The sequence below is a fragment of the Mycobacterium sp. 852002-51057_SCH5723018 genome (assembly GCF_001667035.1).
GTDB lineage: Bacteria > Actinomycetota > Actinomycetes > Mycobacteriales > Mycobacteriaceae > Mycobacterium.
In genome coordinates this window covers 116,973-136,398 of sequence record NZ_LZIR01000070.1, presented here as the reverse complement: position 1 = coordinate 136,398, position 19,426 = coordinate 116,973, and the positions used below count along the sequence as shown (strand labels likewise).

Genomic DNA, 19,426 nt, shown 5'->3' with positions numbered 1-19,426 from the left:
GCCGCATCCTGCTGATGATGAACGGGCTGGCGAGCGCGTTACGCAATTGCGGGTAATGGGCATTCGGATGCCATGTCGCACGACACATCACCCGTCACCCCGGCGCGGTTGGCCCAAAACAGCGTCTTCGAACGACTGGCCCGCGCCGGGTATGTCGTGAACGGGCTGCTACACCTGATCGTGGGCTACCTGGCCATCCGGATCGCTTGCGGTGAGGGCGGCACCGCCGACCAAACCGGGGCCCTGGCGACGCTGGCGACCAAACCGGGCGGCCCGGTCGTGCTCTGGGTCGCCACGGCCGCCCTTCTGACGCTTGGCCTCTGGCGGCTCGTCGAAACGGCCTTCGGTCGCTCGAGCGACCGCGAGTCGCAGGGCTCATCGTCGGCGGCGTGGGAGCGGGCGAAGGCCTTCGGGCTGGCGGCGGTCTACCTCGCGTTCGCATACTCCGCGCTCGGGTTCGCCCGGGGCGCCGGGCAGCCGGCCGATCGGCAGAATTCGAGCGTCAGCGCCCGCCTGATGCAGACGACCGCCGGCACCCTCGCGCTCATCGCGTGCGGCGTGATCATCGTCGCGGTGGGCGTCTACCACATCTACAAGGGAGCCAGCTGCAACTTCGTCGGCGACCTCAAGGGCAAGACCGGTGACCTGGTGCGACGGCTGGGCGCGGCGGGCTACGTCGCCAAAGGCGTGGTCATCGCCGGGACGGGCGCGCTGGTCGTCGTCGCCGCCTGCAGCTCCGAACCGAAGAAGGCCACCGGACTCGACGGGGCGCTCAAGACGCTCGGGGCTCAACCCTATGGGCCGGCGCTGCTGGTCGCCGCCGGCCTGGGGATCATCACCTACGGCCTGTACAGCTTCGTCATGGCCCGATCGAACAAGATGTGAGTCCTCAGCGGTTGCGCAGCCGGTCGATGACGCCGCGCACGGCGTGCTCGGTGGCCGACAGCGGGGCCATCATCGTTTCACCCGCCCTGACCATGTCGTCGATCCGCGCAACGATGGCCTCCACCGGTTCGACGAGGATGATCAGTCGCTTGGCGAGCTCGTCCAGGCTGGCCAGGGTGCCGTCCAGGTGATCGAGCCCGGTCTCCATGCGTTCGACCGTGGCGTTGAGGCGCGTCAGCGAGCTGTTGAGCTCCTTCATCGTGCTGCTCAGGCCATCGAGGACATCTTCGACCTGCTCGACGGTCTTATCGGCGTTCAGGGCGGCCTGGGTGAGGGTCTTGATCCGGTTCCGCTCACTCCCGCTGCGCACGGTTCTGTCTGCCATGACGGTCATTATGACGCGGACCGGTCAGCGGGGGAGCTTGGCCGCCGCCTCCTCGTCGAGGAACCAGCGGGTTGCCTCGAGTCCGACGGCCCCGGCGGCCGGCACCGACACCGGGGCGGCGCCGCCGATAGCGGCCGCGGCCGCGGCGGCCTTGCCCGACCCGGACACCATCAGCCACACCTCGCGTGAGCGCTGAATCGCGGGCAGCGTCAAGGTGATTCGCTCCGGCGGCGGCTTGGGAGAGTCTTCGACGGCGACCACCATGCGGGTCATCTCGTGCACCGCGGGGGTGTCGGGGAACAGGGAGTTGATGTGGCCCTCGGGTCCCATCCCCAGCAGGTGCACATCGAAATTCGGCACCGGCTGGCCCAGTTCGGCGTTGGCCGCCAACAGTTGCTCGTAGGAGAGCGCCGCGGCGGCGATGTCGTTGCCGAATTCACCGTCGCTGGCCGGCATCGCGTGCACGTGGCTCGACGGGATGTCGATGTGATCGAGCAACGCCTCGCGCGCCTGCTTGTCGTTGCGCTCGTCGTCGTCCTCGGCAACGTAGCGCTCGTCGCCCCAGAACAGGTGTACCTTGGACCAGTCGATGCGCTCACCCTGGGTGCCGAGATACTTCAGCAGCCCGATGCCGTTGCCGCCGCCGGTCAGCACGATCAGCGCCCGCCCCCGGGCCGCCACGGCGGCCCCGATGGTATCGACCAGCCGTCCGCCCGCGGCCTCGACCATGGCGTCGCCGTCCGGAAAAACCTCGACAATGGAACTCACGCGTATTGCACCTTCTTGATACCTTCGAGTGCCTTCTGGTAAATCTCGTCCGCGTCCAGCCGCCGCAGGTCCTCGGCCAGGCATTCACCGGTTTCCCTGCGCGCCAACGGAACCAAAGCTTCCGGCTTGGCCGTGCGGCTCAGTGTGGCCGTCCTGCCCTCCTGGGGCCGGCTCAAGATGATGGTCTCGCTCTTGCGTGTCAACTCGACCTTGAGTTCGCCGACCGCCCGGCGCACCGGACCGTCGATCCGGCTGGCCAGCCACCCCGCCAGGATGTCGAGGGCGGGCTCGGTCTGCAAGCCGGAAACCAGCGCCTCCTCGATCGGTTCGTGGGGCGGCTGGTCGACCGCGGAGGTCAGCAGCGCCCGCCAGTAGGTGATCCGCGCCCAGCACAGGTCGGTGTCGCCGGCGGTGTAGCCGGGCAACCGGCTCTTGATCGCCGACAACGGTTCGACGCCGTTGGTGGCATCGGTGATGCGCCGAATTGCCAACTTGCCCAAGGGGTCTTGGGCCGGCACCGCCGGGGCGATGTCGGGCCACCACGCCACCACCGGGATGTCGGGGAGCAGAAACGGGATGACCACGCTGGCCGCGTGGCCGGCGAGCGCCCCCGACAGCTTCAGGATCACCACCTCGCTGGCGCCGGTGTCGCCGCCCGTTCGCAGCTGTGCGTCCAGCCGCGGTTTGTCGGCGTATGGGTCGCCGCGCATGGTGACGATGATCCGGCTGGGATGTTCATGGCTGGCGTCGTTGGCGGCCTTGAGCGAGTCCTCCAGCACTTCTTCGCTGTCCGGCGCGATGAGCAGCGTCAGCACCCGGCCCATGGTGACGGCACCGGCCTTTTCGCGCAGTTCACTGAGTTTCTTGTTGACCGCCGTGGTGGTGGTTTCGTCCAGATCGACGATCATTGGCGCCGCTCCCGTCCGATCACGGCCGCCGCCATTCCCGCCCCGTGCGGCGCAGCATTTCGAAGGCGGAGTCCGGACCCCAGGTGCCCGCCTCGTACGGGTCGGGCTTGCCGTGTGTCGCCCAGTTGTCGAGGACGGGATCGAGTATCTCCCAGGCCAATTCGACCTCCTCGTTAACCGGGAACAGGGACGGCTCACCGAGCAGCACGTCGAGGATCAGCTGTTCGTAGGCCTCCGGCGATTCCTCGGCGAACGCCGATCCGTAGGAGAAGTCCATGTTGACGTCGCGGACCTCCATGGCGGTGCCCGGCACCTTGGAGCCGAACCGCAGGGTCGTGCCCTCGTCCGGCTGCACCCGGATCACCATCGCGTTGGCGCCCAGCTCGTCGGTCATGGTGGCGTCGAACGGCAGGTGTGGTGCGCGCTTGAAGACCAGCGCGATCTCGGTCACCCTGCGGCCCAACCGTTTTCCCGTCCGCAGGTAGAACGGCACACCGGCCCAGCGGCGGGTGTCGACCTCGAGCGTGATGGCGGCGAACGTCTCGGTGGTGGAGTCCTTCGCGAAGCCCTCTTCGTCCAGCAGCCCGACGACCTTCTCGCCGCCCTGCCAGCCGCCGGTGTATTGGCCGCGGCTGGTGGTCTCGTCGAGCGGTTCGGCCAGCTGCGTCGCCGACAGCACCTTGATCTTCTCGTTTTGCAGGGCCGACGGGTGGAAGCTGACGGGCTCCTCCATCGCGGTCAGCGCCAACAGCTGCATCAGATGGTTCTGGATGACGTCGCGGGCGGCGCCTATGCCGTCGTAGTAGCCGGCCCGCCCACCGAGCCCGATGTCTTCGGCCATGGTGATCTGCACATGGTCGACGTAGTGGGCGTTCCAGATCGGGTCGAACAACTGGTTGGCGAACCGCAGCGCCAGGATGTTGCGCACCGTCTCCTTGCCCAGGTAGTGATCGATCCGGAACACCGCCTCCTCCGGAAAGACGGCGTTGACGGTCTTGTTCAGCTCGCGGGCGCTGCGCAGGTCATGGCCGAACGGCTTCTCGATCACCACCCGGCTCCACCTGTCGCCCTGCGGGCGGGCCAACCCGGACTTGTGCAGCCGCTCGCACACCACCGGGAAGGCGTTCGGCGGGATCGCCAAATAGAAGGCGTGGTTGCCGCCGGTGCCGCGCTCGGCGTCGAGCTTGTCCAGCGCCTCGGCGAGCCGGCCGAACGACTCGTCGTCGTCGAAAGAGCCCGGCACGAAACGGAATCCCTCGGCCAGCCGGTCCCAGTTCTCCTGGCGAAATGGCGTGCGGCAGTGGTCCTTGACCGCCTGGTAGACCACTTTGCCGAAGTCCTGGGTGGTCCAGTCCCGGCGGGCGAACCCCACCAGGGAGAAGGTGGGCGGCAGCAGCCCCCGGTTGGCCAGGTCGTAGATGGCCGGCATCACCTTCTTACGGGCCAGGTCGCCGGTGACGCCGAAAATCACCATGCCGCACGGACCGGCGATCCTGGGCAGCCGCTTATCCCTCTTGTCCCGTAATGGGTTCTGCCACTGCGCGGCTTCCCCGCGCGCGCCCGCCTTGGAGCTCGCCGGGGTCATTTGCCGTTGGAGTCCAGTTGCTTCTGCGTCTCCTCCAGCAGCTCGGTCCAGGACTCCACGAACTTTTCCACGCCCTCTTTCTCCAACACCACGAAGACGTCCGTCAGGTCGATGCCGACGCCCTCCAGCTTGTCGAACAACTCCTGGGCGGCCGAACCGGTGCCGCTGACCGTGTCTCCCTTGATCTCCCCGTGATCGGCCACCGCGTCAATCGTCTTCTCCGGCATGGTGTTCACCGTGTGCGGTGCCACCAGCTCGGTGACGTAGAGGGTGTCGGAGTAATCGGGGTTCTTGACACCCGTCGAGGCCCACAGCGGGCGCTGCACGCGGGCCCCGTCCGACTTGAGCGCCGCGTAGCGATCGCCGCCCTCGAAGACCTCCTGGTAGGCGGCGTAAGCCAGCCGGGCGTTGGCGACGCCGGCCTCACCGCGCAGCCCCAGCGCCTCCTCCGAGCCGATCTTTTCCAGGCGCTTGTCGACCTCGGTGTCCACCCGGGACACGAAAAACGATGCCACCGAATGGATCTTGGACACGTCGTGGCCGGCCTCGCGGGCCTTCTCCAGCCCGGCCAGGTAGGCGTCCATCACCTGGCGGTGGCGCTCGACGGAGAAGATCAGCGTGACGTTGACCGAAATCCCCTCCGCCAAAGTGGCGGTGATGGCGGGAATGCCGGCCTTGGTCGCCGGGATCTTGATGAACAGGTTCGGCCGGTCGACGATCTTCCACAGCTCGACGGCTTGTGCGCTGGTCTTGTCGGTGTCGTCGGCCAGCCGCGGGTCCACCTCGATGGAGACCCGGCCGTCGACGCCGTCGGAGGCCTCCCATTGCGGCCGCAGGACGTCGCACGCGTTGCGGACGTCGTCGGTGGTGACCGTGCGGATCGTCGCGTCGACGTCGGCTCCGCGGTCGGCCAGCTCGGCGATCTGGTCGTTGTAGGTGTCGCTGTCCGCGAGCGCCTTCTGGAAGATCGACGGGTTGGTGGTCACGCCGACGACGCTCTTCGTGTCGATCAGCTCCTGCAGGTTGCCCGACCGCAGCCGCTCCCGCGACAAGTCGTCCAGCCAAACGGATACGCCCGCGGCGCTCAGCGCCGCAAGGTTAGGGTTCTGACTGGCCATGTGAATCACCCTTTCTCAGTTATCGACTACCTGTTCCGCGGCGGCCGCGACGGCCTCGGCGGTAAAGCCGAATTCACGGAACAAAGTCTTGTAATCGGCGGATTCGCCGTAGTGCTCGATCGACACGATCTTGCCGGTGTCGCCGACCAGCTTGTGCCAGCATTGCGCGACGCCGGCCTCGACGGCCACCCGCGCGGAGACATCGGGCGGCAACACGCTGTCGCGGTAGTCCTGCGGCTGGGACTCGAACCACTCGAGGCATGGCATCGATACCACGTACGCGGCAAGGTCCTTGTCCGCCAACAACTTCGCCGCCTCCACCGCGAGCTGGACCTCCGAGCCGGTGGCGATGATGATGACGTCGGCGTCGTCGGCCGGGTTGCCGCCGCCCAGCACGTAGCCGCCCCGGGCGACGCCGTCGGGGCTGGTGCCCTCGAGGGTCGGGACATTCTGGCGGGTCAGGATCAGGCCGACCGGGCCGCTGCCGTTGCCGCGGGCCAGAACGGTGCGCCAGGCGTAGGCCGTCTCGTTGGCGTCGGCCGGGCGCACCACCGAAAGGTTCGGGATGGCACGCAGCGCCGATAGGTGCTCGATCGGCTGGTGGGTCGGGCCGTCCTCGCCGAGGCCGATCGAATCGTGGGTCCACACGTAGATGGTGTCGATGTCCATCAGCGACGCCAGCCGCACCGCGGGCCGCATGTAGTCGGAGAACTGCAGGAACGTGGCGCCGTAGGCCCGGGTCGGGCCGTGCAGCACGATGCCGGACAGGATGGCGCCCATCGCGTGCTCGCGCACGCCGAAATGCAGCGTGCGCCCGTACCAGTGCGCGGTGTAGTCCTTGGTCGATATCGACGGCGGGCCAAAGGAATCCGCGCCCTTGATGGTGGTGTTGGTGCTGCCCGCCAGGTCGGCCGAGCCGCCCCACAACTCCGGCAGTTTCGGCCCGACCGCGTCGAGCACCGCGTTGGACGCCTTGCGGGTCGCGACGGGGTCGGATCCAGGCTCCCAGTGCGGCAGGTCGTCGTCCCAGCCGTCGGGCAGCTCCTCGGCCGTCAACCGGTCCAGCAGCGCCTTGCGTTCGGGTTCGCGCTCGGCCCACGCGTCGAAATCCTGCTGCCACTTCTCGTGGGCTTCCTTGCCCCGCTTGATGAGCTTGCGGGTGTGGGCGAGGACCTCGTCGCGCACCTCGAAGGTCTTGTCGGGGTCGAAGCCCAGGATCTTCTTGACGGCCGCGACCTCTTCGTCGCCCAGGGCCGCGCCGTGCGCCTTGCCGGTGTTCATCAGTTTGGGCGCCGGGTAGCCGATGATGGTGCGCAGCGAGATGAACGACGGCCGGTCGGTGGCGGCTTTGGCGTTGGCGATGGCCTCCTCGATGGCGACGACGTTTTCGCCGCCCTCCACCTCCTGCACGTGCCAGCCGTAGGCGCGATAACGGGCGGCGGTGTCCTCGCACAGCGCGATGTTGGTGTCGTCCTCGATGGAGATCTGGTTGTGGTCGTAGAACACGATCAGGTTGCCCAGCTCCTGCACGGCCGCCAGCGACGACGCCTCCGACGTCACGCCCTCTTCGATGTCGCCGTCGGAGGCGATCACGTAGATGTGGTGGTCGAACGGGCTGGTGCCCGGCTCGGCGTCCGGGTCGAACAGGCCGCGCTCGTAGCGCGAGGCCATCGCCATCCCGACCGCCGACGCCAGGCCCTGCCCGAGCGGGCCGGTGGTCATCTCGACGCCCTTGGTGTGCCGGAACTCCGGGTGCCCGGGCGTCTTGGATCCCCAGGTGCGCAGCGACTCGAGGTCGGACAGCTCCAGCCCGAAGCCGCCCAGGTAGAGCTGGATGTAGAGCGTCAGGCTGCTGTGCCCGGCCGACAGCACGAACCGGTCGCGACCCAGCCAGTACGTGTCGCTCGGGTCGTGGCGCATGGTGCGCTGAAACAGGGTGTATGCCAGGGGGGCCAGGCTCATCGCCGTTCCGGGATGGCCGTTCCCCACTTTCTGGACCGCGTCGGCGGCCAGGACCCGGATCGTGTCGACCGCAGCCGAATCGATCTCGGTCCAGTCGTCAGGCAGGTGGGGTTCGGTCAGCGTGGAGATCTCTTCGAGTGTGGTCACAGCCTCTGTCCTTGGGTCATCAAGCTGATAATGCTCACCCTAATGCGGGAGTGCCGGCTCTTGCAGTGCAGAATTTCGGGGTACCCACCGCCGGCCGCTGTGAAAATTACGCGCCGGCCGCTCGCGCGCTGCAATCAGTCCCGCGATCCGGCCGCAATCACGCGGAATCGACCCTAGGGGCTGGCCACCGCCGGCGGGCGGTCTACCATCGTGCGTAGTAGATTGCTGCGCGCTGCTGCGACCCCGAGGAGTTATTGCGTGAGCGTTCGCGGGCGCGCCGCGCCGAGCGGAGTACCGAGCCGGGTACATACCACGGTGCTCGCGTACCTGGCGCTGACCAAGCCGCGGGTCATCGAACTGCTGCTGGTCACCGCGATACCGGCGATGCTGCTGGCCCATCGCGGCACCGTGAATCCGCTGCTGATCCTCAACACGCTGATCGGCGGGATGTTGGCCGCCGGGGGGGCCAACACGCTGAACTGCGTGGCCGACGCCGACATCGACAAGGTGATGAAGCGCACGGCGCGCCGGCCGCTGGCCCGCGCCGCCGTGCCGAAGCGAAACGCCCTGGTGCTGGGGCTGGTGCTGACCGTGGGTTCGTTCTTCTGGTTGTGGTGGACGACGAACCTGCTGTCGGGGCTGCTGGCCATCGCCACCATCGCGTTCTATGTGTTCATCTACACACTGCTGCTCAAGCGCCGCACGTCGCAAAACGTGGTGTGGGGCGGCGCGGCCGGGTGCATGCCGGTGATGATCGGCTGGTCGGCGGTCACCGGCACCATCGGTTGGCCGGCGCTGGTGATGTTCGCGATCATCTTCTTCTGGACGCCGCCGCACACCTGGGCCCTGGCGATGCGCTACAAGGACGACTACCGGGCGGCCGGGGTCCCTATGCTGCCCGCCGTGGCCACCGAGCGTCAGGTCACCAAGCAGATCCTGATCTACACCTGGCTGACCGTGCTGGCGACGCTGGCGCTGGCGCTGGCCACCGGTTGGCTCTATGCGGCGGTGGCGTTGCTGGCCGGGGTGTGGTTCCTGGCGATGGCCCACCAGCTGTACGCCGGGGTGCGCGCCGGCGAGCCGGTGAAGCCGCTGCGGCTGTTCCTGCAGTCGAACAACTACCTGGCGGTGGTGTTCTGCGCGCTGGCGATCGACTCGGTGGTAGCGCTGCCGACGCTGCTCTGAGCCGGCGGCTCGGGCTAGGGCAGTAGCACCAGCGAGCCGGTCGTCTTGCGGCCCTGCAGGTCCTGGTGGGCCCGGGCCGCCTCGGCCAGCGGATAGCGCCCGCCGACCTCGACGGTGATGGCTCCGCCGGCGATCGCGTCGAACAATTCACCTGCCCGCCATCCGAACTCGTCGCCGGTTCGGACGAAATGCGCCAGCGTGGGCCGGGTCAAGAACACCGAGCCGGCGGCGTTGAGCCGTTGCGGGTCAAACGGGGGCACCGGCCCGCTGGCGGCGCCGAACAGCGCCAGGGTGCCGCGGACGGCCAGGCTGGCCAGGCTGGCATCGAATGTCGTCGCGCCCACGCCGTCGTACACCGCGGCCACCCCGGCGCCGCCGGTCAGCTCGCGAATCCGCCGGCCGAACTGGTCGGGGTCATCGGGGTAGGAGAGCACCTCGTCGGCACCGGCCCGCTTGGACATGCGCTCCTTCTCCGGGGTGGACACCGTCGTGATCACCTGGGCGCCAAGGAGTTTCGCCCATTGGGTCAAGATCATGCCGACGCCGCCGGCGCCGGCATGCACCAGCACCGCGTCGCCGGGCTGCACCGGATACACCGACTTCAGCAGGTAGTGCGCGGTCATGCCCTTCAGCAGCACCGACGCCGCCACCTCCGATGTCACGCCGTCGGGCACCTTCGCGGTCAAAGACGCAGGGGCGGTGGCAAATTCGGCGTACCCGCCGGACGCCGCCGCGCTGACCACCCGGTCGCCGACGCTGAAACCGTCGACACCCTCGCCGGTCGCGGCGACGGTGCCACACAGTTCCGAACCGAGGATGAACGGCACCTCTCGCGGATATTGCCCGGAGCGAAAGTACGTGTCGATGTAGTTGACGCCGATCGCCTCTGCCTCGATCAGCACCTCGCCGGGGCCGGCCGCGGGTTGAGCCGTTTCAACGTAACGCAGGACTTCGGGACCGCCGGTTTCACTGATTTCGATTGCGTGCATAGGGATATCATGCCCGGGCAATGAAACTCGCCCGCCCGGACGTCTTCCATCCCCGCATCGTGCTGGCGGGTGATGGGGGGCACCCCGATGACGGCGGGCTGGTGCCCGCGTTACGGACTCGCGGGCTACACGCCCGCTGGTTGCCCTGGGACGATCCTGCGACCGTCGGCGCTGACCTGGTGATCCTGCGCGCTGCGGACGCCACCGGCCGGCGCGACGAATTCCTCGCCTGGATCCGCCGCGTGCCCCGCCTGCTCAACCCGCCCGACGCGGTCGCCTGGAACCTCGATAAGCGGTACCTGCGCGACCTGGCGAACGACGGGGTCCCCACGGCGCCCGACGAGCGCGCGGAGTCGGCGCTGATCTTTCTCGGCGGGAAGCAGTCGCACGCCTGGCCGGGAGAACCGGAGTTCGAGTCGTGGGACCTCGGTTACGCCGCGATCGCGTCGGGCGCCGAACGCGCCGGAATCGGTCCGCGCGAGCTGCTTTACGCGCGCGCCGACGTCGCGGGGGACCGGCTGGTCGGGCTTGACCTCGTCGCGCCGTCGCTCGGTTGGCGGCACCTCGACGCCGAGGCCCGTGAGCGTGCTCAACGCGAATTCGCGCTGGGGGTGGAATCAGCCTGCGAGCGGCTGGGGCTGGGCCCGTTCTCGCAGCGAGGTCCATAGCGCCGCGGTGGCCGCCGTGCAGGCCGCCGCGCCCGCCACGTGGACCGCGACCAGGGCGGCGGGCACGCCGGTGAAGTATTGCGTGGTGCCGACGGCGGCCTGCGCGCACACCAGCGCGACCAGCACGCCCAGCCGCAGCCGGATGGGGCGGGCGGCGCCGCCCGCCAGCAGCCCGAAGCCCAGCCCCACCAGCAGGGCCAGGTAGCAGACCAGCAGTGACGAATGCGCGTGCACCAGGGTGGTGATCTCGACTTTCAGCCGTGGCACCGTGCGGCTGGGGCTGCGGTCGCCCGCGTGCGGACCCGCCGCCGTCACCAGCGTCCCGGTGACCAGCACCGCCGCCAGGTTGAGCGCGCTCAGCGCCGTCAGCGCCCGCAGCGGGCGCGGCACAAGTTCCCGGACCAACCCGGCTCCTTCGTTATCGGGCTCGCCGATCTTGACGTAGAGCAGCACCGACAGCCACACCATCGTCATCGACGTCAGCAGGTGGATGGCCACCGTCCACCACAGCAGCCCGGTGCGCACGGTGATGCCGCCGATCACCGCCTGCACCACCGTCGACACCGGCATCAGCCACGCGTAGACCAGCACCTCGGTGCGCCGGCGCGCCCTCGTCACCGCCAGCACGGCCAGGGCCGCGGCGATCACCACGGCGAAGGTGATCATCCGGTTGCCGAACTCGACGGCCTGGTGGACGCGGGGGACCTCGGCGACGGCGACCGGGGTGAAGCTGCCCGGGAAGCATTGCGGCCAGGTGGGGCATCCCAGCCCGGAGGCGGTGACGCGCACGATCGCGCCGGTGACGGCGATGCCGCCCTGCGTGAGGATGACGAGGGCGGCGATCATCCGCTGGACGCGCAGGCTGGGCTGGGGGAGCAGGTCCACCAACCGCAGCAGCGTTCGTCTTAGCACCGCCCGATGGTAAGCCAACCAAAACTACGGCCTGTAGTACGGGCTTTGGTGTGCCGAGATATAAACGTCGCACACCCGCGCCGACGTGTCGTCGCAGACGTTTACGTGTCGCGAGCCCTCGGGGAGCTCAGGTGAACCGGAACCAGCGCAGCGCGGCCAGCGCCGCGACAGTTCCCCACATCGCCAGGACGACGACGCCGAACCAGTCCAGCGACAGCGTCATCGCCTGCGAGAGCGCCTCGGTCAGCGCGCCCGAGGGGGTGAGCCGGGCCGCCCACTTGACCCCCGTCGGGATCATCTTCATTTCCACGGTCAGCGCGCCGAGCCCGGCGAAGACGAACCACATCAGGTTGGCCACGGCGAGCACGATCTCGGCGCGCAGGGTCCCCCCGAGCAACAACCCGAGCGCCGCGAACGCCGCGGTGCCCAGCGCGATGACCGCCGCGCCCAGCGCCAGCGCCGCCGGGGCGGGCCGCCACCCGAGCCCAAAACCGATGGCGCCCAATAGGATTGCCTGTAGGAACACCACCGTGACCACCGCCAGTGACTTCCCGGCGATGATGCCCCACACCGGCAGCGGGGTGGCCCCCAGCCGCTTGAGCGCGCCGTAGCGACGGTCGAAGGCGACGGCGATCGCCTGCCCGGTGAACGCGGTCGAGATCACCGCCAGGGCCATGATCACCGGCACGAAGGTGGCGGCGCGGTTGTGGCCGAAGTCGCCGAACGGCAACAGCGTGAGCCCGACGAGCAGGGTGATCGGGATGAACATGGTCAGCAGCAGTTGTTCGCCGTTGCGCAGCAACAACTTCAGCTCCAGGCCGAACTGCGCGGCGAGCATCCGGGGCACGGCGTTCGGTCGCGGGTCGGGGGTAAAGGTCCCCGCCGGGAAGACGTCCGATTGGGTCACGATCGCAATTTCCTGCCGGTGAGGTCGAGGAACACGTCCTCGAGGCTGCGTTGCTCGACGCGCACGTCGGTGGCCAGCACGTCGATCTGCGCGCACCACGCCGTGACGGTGGCCAGCACCTGCGGGTCGACTGGGCCCTCGACCAGGTACTCGCCCGGCGTCACCTCGGTGGCCCGGTAGTCCTCGGGCAGGGCGGATGCCAGCAGGGTCAGGTCCAGCCGCGGCGGCGCGCTGAACCGCAACTGGTCCTTGGCCCCGCTGCGCATGAGTTCCGCCGGCGTTCCGGACGCCACGGTCACCCCGTGGTCGATGATGACCAGCCGGTCGGCGAGCTCCTCGGCCTCCTTGAGCTGGTGGGTGGTCAGCACCACCGTCACGCCGTCGCGGCGCAGCGCGTCGATCAGCTCCCAGACCAGCAGCCGGGCGTGGGCGTCCATGCCCGCGGTGGGTTCGTCGAGGAAAACCAGCTCGGGGCGGCCGACCAGGGCACACGCCAGCGCCAGCCGCTGCTGCTGGCCGCCGGACAGGCGCCGATAGGTGGTGCGCGCCGCTTCAGTCAGGCCCAGGATGTCCAGCAGCCACGCCGGGTCCAGCGGGTCGGCGGCGTAGGCGGCAACCAGGTTGAGCATTTCGCCGGCGCGCGCCGCGGGGTAGCCGCCCCCGCCCTGCAACATCACCCCGATGCGCGCGCGCAGGCGCGCGTTGTCGGCGATCGGGTCCAGGCCGAGAACCTGGATCGTGCCGGCGTCCGGGCGCACGAAGCCTTCGCACATCTCGACCGTCGTGGTTTTGCCCGCGCCGTTGGGCCCCAATAGCGCCAGCACCTCGGCGGCATGCACCTCCAGATCGAGGTTGGAGACGGCCTCAACGACGGCCCCGCCGGACCCGTAGTGCTTGCTGACACCCCGCAGCCGCAGCACGACGTCGGGGGTTTCGGGCGCCCCGTAGGACAAAGTCACGTGGAATCAGCGTAGGCGTCCGGTGCCGCCTCGGAACTGGGGGTGGTCCGCGGTGTCTCTTCGGTCTTGGGCGCGGGCACGGCGTCCAGCACCACCGGCCCATCCGCTTCGGCCGTCGATGGGAGCGGCCGCCACGGCAGGCGGGTGTACGTCAGCCCGATGAGCAACAACACGATGACCGTGCTGGCCAGCGTGGCGTCGATGATCTGGAAGAGGGCGAAGCGGTCCCCGTTGGCCGTCGGGCCGAAGATGCCGACGATGAGAGTGATGGCGATGACGGCGACGCGGAAGCCCGTGCGGGTCGCCCAGGCGGCCAGCGGGATGATCGCCCACAGCAGGTACCAGGGCTGCACGACGGGAAACAGCAGCACGGTAACGCCCAGCGCGACGCCCAGGCCGCCGATCGGGTGCAGCCGGCCGCGGAAGACGGACACCAGCAGCCAGGCCACCATCACCGTGATGATCAGCACGCCGATGGCGCGGGTCAGGCCCAGCACCGCGGTGGTGTGATCGCCCAGGCCCAGCAGGATCCCCACCTGCCCCGTGCCCAGGGCCAGCAGCGTCGGGGGCGACATCCAGCTGCGCACCACGTTGGCGGTGCCCAGCGTGAAGATCCAGCCGAACCCCAGCCCGCTGGCCCAGCCGACGAGGGCCATCACCGCCAGCGAGAGCCCGGCCATCCCGCCGCCGGCCAGGAGCAGTGCCCGCAGGGTGCCCCCGAAGCGGTAGGCCAGCGCCATCGTGACGAAGCCCAGCGCCAGCAGCGACGGCAGCTTCACCTGCGACGACAGCGTGATCAGGATCGCGCCCGCGATCAGCATGCCCAGCGGTTCCCAGTCCGGTCCTGGCTTCCAGGACTTGGGCAGCAGCCGCGGCGCCTTGATACCGGAGACACCGCGCAGCGCGAATTCGGCGCCGGCCAGCATCAGCCCGAGCATCAGCGCCTCGTTATGCACCCCGGCGACGAGGTGCATGATCAGCAGCGGGTTGGCCGCGCCCAGCCACAGGGCGCTGACCTCGGCGACGCCGCAGCGCCGCGCGAGCCGCGGGGTCGCCCAGACGATCAGGGCCACGCCGATGAGCACCACGACGCGATGGCAGAGCACGGCGGCGACGATGTTCTCGCCGGTCAGCGCCGAGATGCCGCGCCCGATCCAGAGGAACAGCGGGCCGTAGGGCGCCGGGGTCTCGCGCCACAGGGTGGGGACGGACAGGGTGAAGACGTGGGACAGGCCCAGCCCCGACGCCGGGCCCACCCGGTAGGGGTCGAGCCCTTCCAGGGAGATCTGGCTCTGGGCCAGGTAGGAGTAGACGTCCTTGCTGTACATCGGCGGCGCCGGCAGCAGCGGCAGCACCCACAACAACAGCGTGCGGTCCAGGTCGCCGCGCGACATCCGCCTGGGGCCCAGCGCGAATCGGCCCAGCATCAACCAGGCCAGCGCCATCATCACCGCCCCGGTGGTCGTCATCGTCAACGACACCGTCTGGATCCGCGACGGCAGGTTCAGCAGCCGCACCCCGAACGTGGGGTCCTGCACGACGGGCCGCGCCCCGGCGCCCAGCGCGCCGATCGCCATCAGGACGGTCCCGGTGGCGCCGAACAGCCGGGTGCGCTGCAGCGCGCTGAGCTCGGTATCGTTCAGCGGCGACCCCACCGCTTGCTCGTCGCCGTGCAGGCTGGCGATCGACGAGCTCAGCGTGTGGTGGCGGGCTGCCATCAGAGCAGCGTAACCGGCTGCCTGGTGGGGTCGGCCGTGTGACCAGCGCAACGCGCACAGAGGGGACCCTTGGTGGACCGATCCCCGGAATTGCGTCACACTGGTGTTGTGAAAATCCGAACCGGCCTCGATGAGGTGTCTGTGCCCGCTGCTGCGGCATCGGATGGTCACACCCGTCGCGCCATCGTGCGTCTGCTGCTGGAATCCGGGTCGATCACCGTCAGCGAGATCGGTGACCGGCTGGGCCTGGCGGCCGCCGGTGTGCGGCGTCACCTCGACGCGCTGATCGAGGCGGGCGACGCCGAGTCGGTGCCTGCGGCGGCCTGGCAGCAGGTGGGCCGCGGGCGCCCCGCGAAGCGCTTCCGGCTGACTTCGGCCGGCCGTGCCAAGCTCGACCACGCCTACGACGACCTGGCGGCCGCGGCCATGCGGCAATTGCGGGAGATCGGCGGAGAGGATGCGGTGCGGACGTTCGCCCGGCGGCGCATCGACGCCATCCTGGCCGGCGTCGAGGCGGCCGAAAGCGACGACGACGCCGCCGTCGAGGCGGCCGCCGAGCGGGTCGCCGGCGCGCTGACCAAGTCCGGCTACGTCGCCACCACGGCGCGCGTCGGCGGGCCGATCCACGGCGTGCAGATCTGCCAGCACCACTGCCCGGTGGCGCACGTCGCCGAGGAATTCCCCGAGTTGTGCGAAGCCGAGCAGCAGGCCATGGCCGAGGTGCTCGGGACGCACGTGCAGCGGTTGGCGACCATCGTCAACGGAAACTGCGCCTGCACCACCCACGTGCCCCTGACCCCGGCGCCCAGCCCGCGCCGCGCCGGCGACGATGCAGAGCGAAGCGATGCGGAGAAGCGGCGCAACATGACCGAGACCACCAACATCAAAGGAGCGTCGTTATGACCCTTGAGGCCGACAAGGCCCTTGCCCCGCCGCTGACCCAGGCGGAGGCCATCGCCTCGCTGAGCCGGTACGGCTACGGCTGGGTGGACTCCGACGCCGCGGGCGCCAGCGCCCAGCGTGGGCTGTCCGACGCGGTGGTGCGCGACATCTCGGGGAAGAAGAACGAGCCCGAGTGGATGCTGCAGACCCGGCTGAAGGCGCTGCGCATCTTCGAGCGCAAGCCGATGCCGACGTGGGGCTCCAACCTCGAGGGCATCGACTTCGACAACATCAAGTACTTCGTGCGATCGACCGAAAAGCAGGCTGCCACTTGGGATGATTTGCCGGAGGACATCAAAAACACCTACGACCGGCTGGGCATCCCGGAGGCGGAAAAGCAAAGATTAGTTGCTGGCGTAGCCGCACAGTACGAGTCCGAGGTGGTGTACCACCAGATCCGGGAAGACCTTGAGGCGCAAGGCGTTATCTTCCTCGACACGGACACCGGTCTGCGTGAGCACCCCGACGTCTTCAAGCAGTACTTCGGCACCGTGATCCCGGCGGGCGACAACAAGTTCTCGGCCCTGAACACGGCGGTGTGGAGCGGCGGTTCATTCATCTACGTCCCGCCGGGCGTGCACGTCGACATCCCGCTGCAGGCCTACTTCCGGATCAACACCGAGAACATGGGCCAGTTCGAGCGCACGCTGATCATCGTCGACGAGGACGCGTATGTCCACTACATCGAGGGCTGCACCGCGCCGATCTACAAGTCGGATTCGCTGCACTCCGCGGTGGTCGAAATCATCGTGAAGCCCGGCGGCCGTTGCCGTTACACGACCATTCAGAACTGGTCGGGCAACGTCTACAACCTGGTCACCAAGCGGGCCCGTGCCGAGGCCGGCGCCACCATGGAGTGGGTCGACGGCAACATCGGGTCCAAGGTGACCATGAAGTACCCGGCGGTGTGGATGACGGGCGAGCACGCCAAGGGCGAGGTGCTGTCGATCGCCTTCGCGGGCGAGGACCAGCACCAGGACACCGGCGCCAAGATGCTGCACCTGGCGCCGAACACGTCGAGCAACATCGTGTCCAAGTCGGTCGCCCGCGCCGGCGGCCGCACCTCCTACCGCGGCCTGGTGCAGGTGAACAAGGGTGCACACGGGTCACGCTCCAGCGTGAAATGCGATGCGCTGCTGGTGGATACGATCAGCCGCAGCGACACCTACCCGTACGTCGACATCCGCGAGGACGACGTCACGATGGGCCACGAGGCCACCGTGTCGAAGGTCAGCGAGAACCAGCTGTTCTATCTGATGAGCCGCGGGCTGACCGAGGACGAAGCGATGGCGATGGTGGTGCGCGGCTTCATCGAGCCGATCGCCAAAGAGCTGCCGATGGAGTACGCGCTCGAGCTCAACCGGCTGATCGAGCTGCAGATGGAGGGCGCGGTCGGATGACCCGCGCCGGCGACCATGCAGAGCGTCGCGATGAGGAGGAGCGGCGCATATGACCGCTGCGCTCAACAAAGGAGAGCTGTTCGCCTCCTTCGACGTCGACGCGTTCGAGGTGCCGCACGGCCGCGACGAGCTGTGGCGGTTCACCCCGCTGCGGCGGCTGCGCGGCCTGCATGACGGATCGGCGGCGGCCACCGGCAAGGCTGAGATCAGCGTCGACGAGCAACCCGGCCTGCGGGTGGAGAGCGTCCGCCGCGGCGACGAGCGACTCGGCCAGGGCGGCGTCCCCGCCGATCGCGTTGCCGCCCAAGCCTTTTCGTCGTTCAACTCCGCGACGCTGATCACCGTCGGGCGCGACACCAGGATCGCGGAGCCGGTCAACGTCACCGTCACCGGACCCGGCGAAGGCGCAACGGCCTACGGCCACCTGCAGATCCGGGTCGAGGAGCTCGCCGAGGCGGTCGTGATCGTCGACCAGCGGGGCAGCGGAACCTATGCCGACAACGTCGAATTCGTCGTCGACGACGCCGCCCGGCTCACCGTCGTGTGGATCGCCGACTGGGCCGACGACATGGTCCACGTCAGCGCGCACCACGCCAGGCTGGGCAAGGACGCGGTGCTGCGGCACGTCACCGTCACGCTGGGCGGTGAGGTGGTGCGCATGGCGGCCAACGTGCGCTTCGTAAGCCCCGGCGGCGACGCCGAGCTGCTGGGCCTGTACTTCGCCGACGACGGCCAGCACCTCGAATCGCGGCTGCTGGTCGACCACGCGCAGCCCGACTGCAGGTCGAACGTGCTGTACAAGGGTGCGCTGCAAGGGGATCCGGACTCCGCGCTGCCCGACGCGCACACCGTCTGGGTGGGCGACGTGCTGATCCGCGCCGAGGCCACCGGCACCGACACCTTCGAGGTCAACCGCAACCTGGTCCTCACCGACGGGGCGCGCGCCGACTCGGTGCCGAACCTGGAGATCGAGACGGGGGAGATCGTCGGCGCCGGACACGCAAGCGCCACGGGGCGTTTCGACGATGAGCAACTGTTTTACCTGCGTTCCCGCGGCATCCCGGAAGAGCAGGCCCGTCGGCTGGTCATCCGCGGATTCTTCGGCGAGATCATCTCCAAAATCGCGGTGCCCGAGATACGGGAACGCCTGACCGCCGCCATCGAACACGAACTGGAAATCACGGAAAAGACTGCTTCATGACGACTCTGGAAATCAAGGACCTGCACGTCAGCGTCGACAACCCGAATGCCGCCGAGGGCGAGCGCGACATCCCCATTCTCAACGGCGTCGACCTGACGGTGAAATCCGGTGAGACGCACGCGCTGATGGGGCCCAACGGCTCCGGCAAGTCGACGCTGTCGTACGCCATCGCCGGCCACCCGAAGTATCGGGTCACCTCGGGATCCATCACGCTGGACGGCGAGGACGTGCTGTCGATGAGCGTCGACGAGCGCGCGCGGGCCGGGATCTTCCTGGCCATGCAGTACCCCGTCGAGGTGCCAGGCGTCTCGGTGTCGAACTTCTTGCGCTCGGCGGCAACCGCCGTGCGCGGCGAGGCCCCCAAGCTGCGCCACTGGGTCAAAGAGGTCAAGGCGGCGATGGGCTCCCTCGAGATCGACCCCGCCTTCGCCGAGCGCAGCGTCAACGAGGGCTTCTCCGGCGGGGAGAAGAAGCGCCACGAGATCCTGCAGCTGGAGCTGCTCAAGCCCAAGATAGCCATCCTCGACGAGACCGACTCCGGGCTGGACGTCGACGCGCTGCGGGTGGTCAGCGACGGGGTGAACCGCTACGCCGAGTCGGAGGACGGCGGCGTCCTGCTGATCACCCACTACACCCGCATCCTGCGCTACATCCATCCGCAATTCGTGCACGTGTTCGTCGGCGGGCGCATCGCCGAATCCGGCGGCTCCGAGCTGGCCGACGAACTCGAGCAGAACGGCTACGTGCGCTTCTCTCAAGCGGCGGCGGAGAAAGTCTGACGGGGCCT

Annotated in this window: 18 protein-coding genes; 7 read left to right on the top strand and 11 right to left on the bottom strand. The window is 68.8% G+C overall.

All coding sequences use genetic code 11. From position 1 onward, the window contains the following. Nucleotides 1–72: 72 nt before the first annotated feature. A complete protein-coding gene (locus A5764_RS13725) occupies nucleotides 73–885 on the top strand; it encodes a DUF1206 domain-containing protein (RefSeq protein ID WP_067114044.1) in 813 nt (270 codons plus the stop codon). Between the two features lie 4 nt (nucleotides 886–889). Here the strand turns inward: A5764_RS13725 and A5764_RS13720 are convergent, their stop codons facing one another. The 6 genes from A5764_RS13720 to tkt are packed head-to-tail and all read right to left on the bottom strand — an operon-like array spanning nucleotide 890 to nucleotide 7,758. Next, a complete protein-coding gene (locus A5764_RS13720) occupies nucleotides 890–1,279 on the bottom strand; it encodes an ATPase (protein WP_067114043.1) in 390 nt (129 codons plus the stop codon). A gap of 15 nt (nucleotides 1,280–1,294) precedes the next feature. Further along, nucleotides 1,295–2,038: a 6-phosphogluconolactonase gene (gene pgl / locus A5764_RS13715; RefSeq protein WP_067114042.1), complete on the bottom strand. Its 744-nt coding sequence runs from the start codon at nucleotides 2,036–2,038 to the stop codon at nucleotides 1,295–1,297. After that, nucleotides 2,035–2,946: a glucose-6-phosphate dehydrogenase assembly protein OpcA gene (gene opcA / locus A5764_RS13710; RefSeq protein ID WP_067114041.1), complete on the bottom strand. Its 912-nt coding sequence runs from the start codon at nucleotides 2,944–2,946 to the stop codon at nucleotides 2,035–2,037. The genes pgl and opcA overlap by 4 nt, the downstream gene beginning before the upstream one ends. Before the next feature lie 19 nt (nucleotides 2,947–2,965). After that, a complete protein-coding gene (gene zwf / locus A5764_RS13705) occupies nucleotides 2,966–4,531 on the bottom strand; it encodes a glucose-6-phosphate dehydrogenase (RefSeq protein ID WP_067114040.1) in 1,566 nt (521 codons plus the stop codon). Continuing rightward, nucleotides 4,528–5,649, bottom strand: coding sequence for a transaldolase (gene tal, locus A5764_RS13700; protein WP_067114039.1), 1,122 nt, complete (start codon nucleotides 5,647–5,649; stop codon nucleotides 4,528–4,530). Before tal ends, zwf begins: the two co-directional genes overlap by 4 nt. A 15-nt stretch (nucleotides 5,650–5,664) precedes the next feature. Continuing rightward, entirely contained in the window at nucleotides 5,665–7,758 is a 2,094-nt protein-coding gene (tkt, locus tag A5764_RS13695) for a transketolase (RefSeq protein ID WP_067114038.1), read from the bottom strand. Nucleotides 7,759–8,016: 258 nt separating this feature from the next. Between tkt and A5764_RS13690 the strand changes: the two genes are divergently transcribed. Next, nucleotides 8,017–8,943: a heme o synthase gene (locus A5764_RS13690; RefSeq protein WP_067114037.1), complete on the top strand. Its 927-nt coding sequence runs from the start codon at nucleotides 8,017–8,019 to the stop codon at nucleotides 8,941–8,943. A gap of 14 nt (nucleotides 8,944–8,957) precedes the next feature. Here A5764_RS13690 and A5764_RS13685 read toward each other — a convergent pair whose 3' ends face one another. Next, entirely contained in the window at nucleotides 8,958–9,932 is a 975-nt protein-coding gene (locus A5764_RS13685) for a quinone oxidoreductase (RefSeq protein ID WP_067114036.1), read from the bottom strand. Nucleotides 9,933–9,952: 20 nt separating this feature from the next. On the opposite strand from A5764_RS13685, the gene A5764_RS13680 reads away from it, so the two are divergent. Beyond that, entirely contained in the window at nucleotides 9,953–10,600 is a 648-nt protein-coding gene (locus tag A5764_RS13680) for a hypothetical protein (protein ID WP_067114035.1), read from the top strand. On the opposite strand, the gene A5764_RS13675 is transcribed toward A5764_RS13680, so the two are convergent. The 4 genes from A5764_RS13675 to mptB form a co-directional block, all read right to left on the bottom strand. Next, the gene (locus A5764_RS13675) at nucleotides 10,550–11,446 is read right to left on the bottom strand and encodes a heme A synthase (protein WP_156664683.1); all 897 of its coding nucleotides are present in this window, start codon (nucleotides 11,444–11,446) and stop codon (nucleotides 10,550–10,552) included. The two genes, A5764_RS13680 and A5764_RS13675, sit on opposite strands and share 51 nt — an antisense overlap. A 193-nt stretch (nucleotides 11,447–11,639) precedes the next feature. Continuing rightward, the gene (locus A5764_RS13670) at nucleotides 11,640–12,419 is read right to left on the bottom strand and encodes an ABC transporter permease (protein ID WP_067114033.1); all 780 of its coding nucleotides are present in this window, start codon (nucleotides 12,417–12,419) and stop codon (nucleotides 11,640–11,642) included. Then, the gene (locus A5764_RS13665; protein WP_156664682.1) at nucleotides 12,416–13,372 is read right to left on the bottom strand and encodes an ABC transporter ATP-binding protein; all 957 of its coding nucleotides are present in this window, start codon (nucleotides 13,370–13,372) and stop codon (nucleotides 12,416–12,418) included. Before A5764_RS13665 ends, A5764_RS13670 begins: the two co-directional genes overlap by 4 nt. Before the next feature lie 2 nt (nucleotides 13,373–13,374). Next, the gene (mptB, locus tag A5764_RS13660) at nucleotides 13,375–15,096 is read right to left on the bottom strand and encodes a polyprenol phosphomannose-dependent alpha 1,6 mannosyltransferase MptB (protein ID WP_067114032.1); all 1,722 of its coding nucleotides are present in this window, start codon (nucleotides 15,094–15,096) and stop codon (nucleotides 13,375–13,377) included. A gap of 69 nt (nucleotides 15,097–15,165) precedes the next feature. Between mptB and A5764_RS13655 the strand changes: the two genes are divergently transcribed. From A5764_RS13655 to sufC, 4 genes are read left to right on the top strand one after another with little or no spacing between them, the layout of a single operon-like run. Beyond that, entirely contained in the window at nucleotides 15,166–15,999 is an 834-nt protein-coding gene (locus A5764_RS13655) for a metalloregulator ArsR/SmtB family transcription factor (RefSeq protein WP_197501382.1), read from the top strand. Further along, nucleotides 15,996–17,438: a Fe-S cluster assembly protein SufB gene (gene sufB, locus A5764_RS13650; RefSeq protein ID WP_067114031.1), complete on the top strand. Its 1,443-nt coding sequence runs from the start codon at nucleotides 15,996–15,998 to the stop codon at nucleotides 17,436–17,438. Before A5764_RS13655 ends, sufB begins: the two co-directional genes overlap by 4 nt. A 49-nt stretch (nucleotides 17,439–17,487) precedes the next feature. Further along, nucleotides 17,488–18,639: a Fe-S cluster assembly protein SufD gene (gene sufD / locus A5764_RS13645; protein ID WP_067114030.1), complete on the top strand. Its 1,152-nt coding sequence runs from the start codon at nucleotides 17,488–17,490 to the stop codon at nucleotides 18,637–18,639. Then, nucleotides 18,636–19,418: a Fe-S cluster assembly ATPase SufC gene (sufC, locus tag A5764_RS13640; protein WP_067114029.1), complete on the top strand. Its 783-nt coding sequence runs from the start codon at nucleotides 18,636–18,638 to the stop codon at nucleotides 19,416–19,418. The genes sufD and sufC overlap by 4 nt, the downstream gene beginning before the upstream one ends. Nucleotides 19,419–19,426: the final 8 nt, after the last annotated feature.